Annotated in this window: 7 protein-coding genes and 1 pseudogene; 1 reads left to right on the forward strand and 7 read right to left on the reverse strand. The window is 62.8% G+C overall.

Features of this window, described 5'->3' with window-relative positions; all coding sequences use genetic code 11:
• Positions 1 to 138: 138 nt before the first annotated feature.
• Both leuD and leuC read right to left on the reverse strand, forming a co-directional pair.
• A complete protein-coding gene (gene leuD / locus AC1DY5_RS35140; protein ID WP_478119056.1) occupies positions 139 to 789 on the reverse strand; it encodes a 3-isopropylmalate dehydratase small subunit in 651 nt (216 codons plus the stop codon).
• Positions 786 to 2,204, reverse strand: a complete 1,419-nt coding sequence (leuC, locus tag AC1DY5_RS35145) for a 3-isopropylmalate dehydratase large subunit (RefSeq protein WP_478119058.1) — start codon at positions 2,202 to 2,204, stop codon at positions 786 to 788. The genes leuD and leuC overlap by 4 nt, the downstream gene beginning before the upstream one ends.
• Positions 2,205 to 2,401: 197 nt before the next feature.
• On the opposite strand from leuC, the gene AC1DY5_RS35150 reads away from it, so the two are divergent.
• Positions 2,402 to 3,322 carry a LysR family transcriptional regulator gene (locus AC1DY5_RS35150; protein ID WP_478119060.1) on the forward strand — a complete coding sequence of 307 codons (921 nt, stop codon included), beginning with the start codon at positions 2,402 to 2,404 and terminating at the stop codon, positions 3,320 to 3,322.
• A 24-nt stretch (positions 3,323 to 3,346) separates the two neighbouring features.
• Here AC1DY5_RS35150 and AC1DY5_RS35155 read toward each other — a convergent pair.
• The 5 genes and pseudogenes from AC1DY5_RS35155 to AC1DY5_RS35175 form a co-directional block, all read right to left on the reverse strand.
• A pseudogene (locus tag AC1DY5_RS35155) lies at positions 3,347 to 3,822 on the reverse strand (2-hydroxycarboxylate transporter family protein).
• Complete coding sequence (locus AC1DY5_RS35160; protein ID WP_478119068.1) at positions 3,771 to 4,121, reverse strand: 2-hydroxycarboxylate transporter family protein; 351 nt, start codon at positions 4,119 to 4,121, stop codon at positions 3,771 to 3,773. The pseudogene AC1DY5_RS35155 and the gene AC1DY5_RS35160 overlap by 52 nt, the downstream one beginning before the upstream one ends.
• Positions 4,122 to 4,478: 357 nt before the next feature.
• Positions 4,479 to 5,810 carry an MmgE/PrpD family protein gene (locus tag AC1DY5_RS35165; protein WP_478119062.1) on the reverse strand — a complete coding sequence of 444 codons (1,332 nt, stop codon included), beginning with the start codon at positions 5,808 to 5,810 and terminating at the stop codon, positions 4,479 to 4,481.
• 1 nt (position 5,811) lies between these two features.
• Positions 5,812 to 6,663 carry an alpha/beta fold hydrolase gene (locus tag AC1DY5_RS35170; RefSeq protein WP_478119064.1) on the reverse strand — a complete coding sequence of 284 codons (852 nt, stop codon included), beginning with the start codon at positions 6,661 to 6,663 and terminating at the stop codon, positions 5,812 to 5,814.
• A 39-nt stretch (positions 6,664 to 6,702) separates the two neighbouring features.
• A partial coding sequence (locus AC1DY5_RS35175) for an acetate--CoA ligase family protein (protein ID WP_478119066.1) occupies positions 6,703 to 7,207 on the reverse strand: 505 nt, incomplete at its 5' end.

Genomic DNA, 7,207 nt, shown 5'->3' on the forward strand with positions numbered 1-7,207 from the left:
GGTCTGGGCGTGCGCTCCGATCGATGCGCCGATGGAAAGAGCAAGCGAGAGAAGTACGTGACGACGATGCATGGTTTGTCTCCTGGGTTTGATGAATTGCGGCGCCCACGAGGGCACTGCGGTTGTTGCCGCTGGGTCTCAGAGCGCGTCGAGGCGCGCCTTCGTTCGCCCGGCGACGTCTTTCACCCACGGCTGGGCTTGCCAATGTTGGGCAGCGAATGCCTCGATTTCCGCCTTGTGGCTCAAGGAAGCGCCAATCATGTCCAAGCCTTGCAGGAACATGCTGCGATGGCGCGCGCTCATCGTGAACGCGAAGGTGTGCTGCGGGGATTTGACCGTCATGGTCTCCACATCGACCGACACGCGCAGTGGCGTTGAGCTTTGCCTCGATTCGCTGAGCAATGCTTGCACTTCCTCCTCGGCGAGCATGACGGCCAGCAAGCGATTGTTCATGGCGTTCGAATAGAAGATCTCGCCGTAGGCGGAAGCAATGATCGCCTGGATGCCGAATTGCTGAAGCCCCCACACGGCATGTTCCCGACTGGAGCCGCAGCCGAAGTTCGGGCCGGCGATGAGGACTCGGGTGTCGGCGTACGCTGGGCTGTTCAGGATGAAGTCCGGTTTTACCTGACCGTCGCCGGTGAAGCGGTGATCCCACAACAGTCCCAGATCAAGCCCCGACTTGTCGATGCCGTGCAGGAACTGCTTCGGCATGATTTGATCGGTGTCGAGGTTGGCGATCTCGATGGGGGCAGCGATGCCCTCGATACGGTTGGCAAGTTCAGTCATACGGCGCTTTCAGAGGTTTCAACGTCCATGAGGCGAACGTCGGTGATATGGCCGGTGACCGCGGCTGCGGCGGCCATGGCGGGACTCATCAAGTGAGTGACAGCGCCGCGTCCCTGGCGCCCTTCGAAGTTTCGATTTGTGGTCGACGCGCATCGTTGACCCGGGGAAAGAATGTCATCGTTCATCGCGAGGCACATGGAGCAGCCAGGCTGGCGCCATTCAAAGCCAGCGTCGACGAGGATCTTGGCGATCCCCTCGGCTTCGGCTTGAACCTTGACCGCGCCTGAACCAGGAACAACCATTGCCCTGAGCATTGGGGATACGTGCCGCCCCTCGACGACCTTCGCGACGGCTCGCAAGTCCTCGATCCGTGCGTTCGTGCACGACCCGATGAAGACATGATCCACCTTCAGACCTTCGAGAGACATGCCTGCCTCAAGGCCGGTGTAGCGCAGCGCCTGCTCAGTGCTGAGCCGCTGCGTGCCCTCGGGTGCCGGCACGTTGCCGTTGATGGGGATCGCCTGATCGGGGCTGGTGCCCCAGGTCACGTAAGGCGCCACGTCGCTGGCGTCGAAGCGATGCTCGATGTGAAACACGGCGTCGTCATCGCTGTAGAGGGTTGCCCAGTGGGCCAGCGCGCGATCACGAATGTCACCGGTGATGTCCGGTGCGCGCGCCAAGACGTAGTCGATAGCCGCTTGATCCGGCGCGATGAGCGCGCCGCGGGCTCCGGCCTCGACGGTCATGTTGCAGAGCGTGAATCGTGCTTCGACGGACAACGCGTTGATCGCGCTGCCGCAGAACTCGACCGCATGGCCGCGCGCGCCTTGCGCACTGATGCAGCTGATGATCATGAGAATCAGGTCCTTCGAGGTCGTACCGATCGGCRGTTGTCCGTCGACCCGAATCCGCATGTCATCCGCCGTGCGATAGACCAGGGTTTGGGTGGCGAGGACATGCTCCACCTCCGACGTGCCGATGCCGAAGCCGAGCGCCCCCAGGGCACCGTAGGTCGTGGTGTGGCTATCGCCGCAGATCACCACCATGCCGGGGCGAATCATTCCGTGCTCGGGGGCGATGATGTGCTCGATCCCCTGCAGCGCGTCGTTGGTATCGAACAGGGGGATTCCGTGGCGAACACAGTTGCGCTTGAGGTTGCTTGCCTGCAGGGCGGCGGCCGGATTCTGAATGATGCGATTCGCGACAGGGTGGGTCGGAATGACATGGCTCACCGTCGAGACGTTCTGTGCGGGCATCAGGACTTCGCGATCCTGCTCGTGGAGCCCCGCGAAAGCTTGAGGGCTGGTGTACTCGTTCATCAAGTGAAGGTCACAGAACAGCAGGACGTTTTGTTCGTCGAGCCTGGTCACGGTATGCGAGTCGACGAGCTTTTGGTACAGGGTACGAGATGTCATTGAGACTCTCCTGGAAGATAGATTTGACGGTGAAAACTGCTTGGACCTTCGATCGCTGCCTGGGCGCTTCGGGTTTGCAGAACACTGCCTCAGCGTTGCAACACCCTATCCATGGGATGAACTTTAGATGTATCCTGCACTAACATAAATGGCTCTAGAGACACTTCATACTTGCGTTTGAGGCACGAATAGAAAGCATGGATACCTACTCTGACCTTGCGTTTTTTACGTTGGTGATCAAGCTCGGCACGCTTGCCGGTGCGGCCCAGCAGTTGGGTGTGACGCCTCCGTCGGCCAGCAAGCGCCTGGCTGCGCTGGAAGCGAGATTGGGGGTGCGTCTCCTCAACCGAACAACGCGTCGAATCAGCCTCACGCCCGAGGGCGAGATCTACGTCAGCGAAGGTGCGCGGGTGTTGGCGGATATGGACGAGCTAGAGCGCAAGGTGGCCGGCGCGAAAGCTATCCCGCGAGGCCAGATCAAGCTCAGCGCAACCTTGGGCTTCGGCCGCCGGCACATCGCGCCGGCACTCTCGAAGTTCGCTCGCGCCTATCCGGACGTTGAGGTGCAACTCAATCTGACCGACCGCCCAGTCAATCTGGTTGAGCAGGGCTTCGACGCCTCCATTCGCTTCGGTGAAATTCCAGATGCCCGCCTGACCGCGCGCCTTCTGGCCCCGAACAAGCGCATTCTTTGCGCCGCTCCGTCCTACCTCAAGCGAGTTGGAGACCCGACCCAGCCTGGAGAGCTTCAGCGGCACCCTTGCCTGTTCATTCGCGAAAGTGACGACACCTTCGGAACTTGGCACCTGCGCTCCGGCAGTCGAAGCGAAACTGTCAAGGTCAGGGGGCCCTTGAGTAGCAATGATGGGGACTGCGCGCTCACTTGGGCACTTGATGGGCACGGCATCCTCATGCGGTCGATGTGGGACACCGCGCCGTACCTTCGATCCGGCCGCCTGCGGGTCGTGTTGACCGACTGGTCGTTGCCGCCGGCCGACATCTATCTTGTTTTCCCCAGCAAAGCCAACATGTCGGCCAAGACGCGTGTTTTCGTCGACTTCATGCTGGGCCGCTTCGAAGCCCAGCGCAGCGCTGCTGACGGCAGCGGCGGTTGGTAAGGCGCGCGCATATGCGTCCCCTCCTCAGTGGCAGATCTTCAAGAGAATCGTGGCCGGCACCACCATGCCCGCGCCGCCGATGCGCGTGGAGATCTGCGCGAAAGGCATGAGCTCCATGCGATTCGAAGCCGACAGGATTGCAACGTCACCTGTGCCGCCTAGACCGCTGTGGCACGCCGTCACGATGGCCGACTCGACCGGGTACATCTTCATCCAGCGGCCGACCAGGAAGCCCGAGGCAACGATCGCCAGAACCGTTCCCAGGAAGACCATGAAGTAGGTCAGCGTGAGCGCTGCCACCATCTGGCTCCACGGCACGGAGAGCACGCGAGCCCGACCAGAATCGCGAACGTCAGGTTTGACGTCATGAACTTGTACATCTGGTGCGCCCCCAATTCCATGCTGGCAGGCCTGAGCTTGAACACCTTGATGACGATGCTGATGATCATCAGCACGGGTCCGGGGATACCGGTGAGCGGGGCGAGCAACTCGCCAAGCATGAAGAACAAGCAGGTGAGGAGCAGACCGTCAACATCAGGTCGATCGGCCGATGGTGTTCCTTCTTGAGCATGGCCTTGTCATCGCCGGCCCGAACAAGGGATCCGTTGCCGCTAAGGTCTGGCCGCTTTTCGCAGAGCCAGTTGAGGAGACCGCTCGAGAGAATGGCGACGACGTTGCCGATCAGCGCGGCAGGAATCTTGGCCGCTATCAGCTCGGGCTGGCCCTTGCCCAGAATCTCCGAGTACGCGATCGAAAGAGGAAGAATGCCTTCGCCGATGCCAATGCAGCACGTTCTGATGAGACCGCGTCACTTCGCTCCCGAGAATCTGACTGAAGAAGGTGCTTTTGCCGGATGAGTGTCAGCTTCCAGTCCTTGGGGGCTCACGACTGACCGGTCATGGCCGGGACTGCCTGTTCGCGCCAAACTCGCCTATAGCGGTCGTTGGCCAACCGGGCGATCATGCCGAAGTTCAGCTGTCAGGCTCGGCCGCGAATTGGTGCTCGCGGCCACTTGCGGTCCTTGGTAGGGCATCGACTTACGACCGCTTGCAAGTAGAGCTGACCTCCAGCTCCGGCGGCCCAAGCTGGGCCCGTCGCTCAGCTCGCAGAATCACGGCGCCAAGCGAAAGCAAGATAGGAAGGACCCCGGCGCACTTCAATAGCAAGACAGTGTGGTCTGACTGTCCAGGGCCCAAATGTTTGCCAGCAGCGACTGGGCACTTTCTGGCCCGATCACGGGCGAAGCCAGTTCCAAGAACTTGTTTTCGAGCTCGGCGTCCGTCAATGCTTGCTCCGGGTCACCCTTGCGGTTGGGCTGCAAATGTTCGAGCCGACGACCGTCGCGAGTTTCAATCACCAGGCGCGCCGCGCGTTGACCCGGGAAGGCGGCATCGAGTTCCGGATCGATTGCGACACTGATGCGTTCCATCAGCGCGCGGGTCATTGGATCGTTCAATCGGGCCGGCTCATAGGCGGACAGGCGTACGCTGCCGTGCGCCAGTGCAGTTGCCACGATGTAGGTGAGGCTGAAGCGCGCTTCGTTGGCGGTTGTGGGGTGCGTGTAGCAGGCGATGTCGAGTGCAGGGCGGTAGGTCGCCACGTGGACGCGTTCGATCTCGCTTGCCTCGAGAGCATGCCGTTGCTTCAGTTCAAGCGCGCCGTCGATGGCCGCGAAGGTGTGCCCGCAGCCGATGTGGTTCTTGAAGGTCAACCGGGCGATGTGGAAGTCTTGCCCCAGCGTTGCACCGGCTTCGGACCAGTCAGGGCCATTGCTCATGGCTCGGCCAAAGCCCGCCTCACCATCAAGTACGTCGAGCGAGCCCGTCACGCCCCGTCTCGCCAATTGGGCCGCGAGCACGCCTGCCTCGGCGGCACGGCCCGCATGCAGCGGCTTCGACATGGAGTCCATGCGGAAAGCCTGCTGCAGACCAGCGGCAAAGGTTGCCGCCGTGGCAAGTGCGTGTGCAAACGCAGCCTCGTCGAGTGCCATCAGGCCTGCCGCGGCGGCAGCCGCGCCGAAGCTGCCGACTGTGCCCGTGCTGTGCCAGAACTCGTAGTGCGGGCGACCCATGACCACCCCAATGCGCGTCGACACTTCGTAGCCCAGGACGACGCCCCGCAAGAATTCAAGTCCGCTGGCGCCGACATCCTGGCCAGTGGCCAGGGCCGCAGCGATGGTGGCTGCACCGGGGTGATACATGGCATCGCGAAAACTGTCGTCCACCTCTGCGGCGTGCGCGGCCGTGCCGTTGATGAGGGCCGCAGCTCGCGCAGTCGCCGAGCGACCACGTGCAAGGAAGGCTCGGCCGTGGTCCAGGTCTTCAGCCAAGGTCTCTTCGAGTTGACGCACAGGGGCGGCGCTGAGGCCGGGAAACAGAGATGCATACCAATCGACCACGGCACGCTTGGCGTGGTGGACCACTTCAGGCGGCAAGGGCTCTCGATGGAACTCCGCTGCGTAGCGGGCAAAGATCTGCGTGGCGTGCATGTCAGCTTTCCTCATCCAATTGTTGGTCGGTTTCGCGCAGCCATTCCAGCAGCAACGCGTTGACTGTGTCTGCGGCCTCGTATTGCACCCAGTGGCCGGCCCCCGGCAGGACGTGTGTTCGGCAGTTCGCCCGCCCGCGGGCAAGCACTTGCAATGCTTGCTGCGGAACTGCCGTCACATCGTGCTCGCCCCATACGAGCAACAACGGGCCGAGGTAGCTCGAAAGGATGCCGGGAAGATGCCCGGTGCGCGAGAGCGGTTTGCTCCGAAAGCGGGTCTTCAGACAGGATTGCGTGTGGATTTGCAGCGCAGCACTGTCCACGTTGGCTGCATCGTGCAGCATGTGCACGCGCAAGTTGTGTTGCATAGCGGCGGCGAGCGCCGCATGATCTCCTTGGGCGTGTGCGCTACGCCACTGCTGCAGCTCCCCCCGCGGGCGCCGGGGGCCTCCATGGCCACCGGGCCCCATCAGGGCCAGACTGGACACTGCGGGACGGCTGCGCGCCACGCTGGCGGCAACAAGGCCGCCAAACGAGAACCCTGCCACATGGACAGCGGTGCCCACGCCGACAAGGTGGTCCAGGGTGTCGCAGAGCGCACCCACCAGGGACGCCAGCGTGGGCTCCACCGGCGCGGACGACTCGCCATACCCCGGCAGATCCGGAACCCATACCGCATGCCGGGCCGCAAGTGCCTCCAGGTTGCGCGCCCAGTGAAGCCAACTGCCGTGTCCGCCGTGGAGCAGCACCACTGGCGTTCCCGTCCCGAAGCGGCGCCAGACGATCTCCTCGCCGCGCGCCGAGGCAACCACATGGGGTGGGGCGAGGTCCTCCAGTTGCGCGATGAGTTCCATAGCTTGTCCGCATCCTGAGGCAATACGCATCTGATCCGCTCAGCCAGCCAGTACGACGACGCCATCGGCGGCGCGCACGCCTTGCCCTTCTGGCAGGACAAATACCGGGTTGATCTCGGCCTCGATCAGACGCGGACCCAGATGCGCTGCCATCTGGGAGAAGGCGACGATGGTAGTCACCAGAGCCTCGACATCGGCCTTGGGGCGGCCGCGAAAGCCATCCAGCAATGGCCAGGTCTTCAGCTCTTTCGCCATCGCAAGCGCTTCCTGGCGGCTCAAGCCACCATGGGGCGGCAGCAGGCGCATCGTGGTGTCCTTGAACAGCTCGGCGGTGACGCCGCCCATGCCCAACAGAATGGCAGTGCCGAGTACGTCATGGTGCATGCCCAGGATCAGTTCGGTGCCACCACTCACCATTTCCTGCACGAGGAAGCGCTGCGGCCGCAGGCCGGCCTTGGTCTCCACCTCGGACGCCATCGCTTGCAGGCGCGGACCCACGGTCTCGGGCGTGAGGTTCACCGCGACACCGCCGACGTCACTCTTG

It is taken from the genome of Variovorax sp. P4_D9 (genome assembly GCF_056401695.1).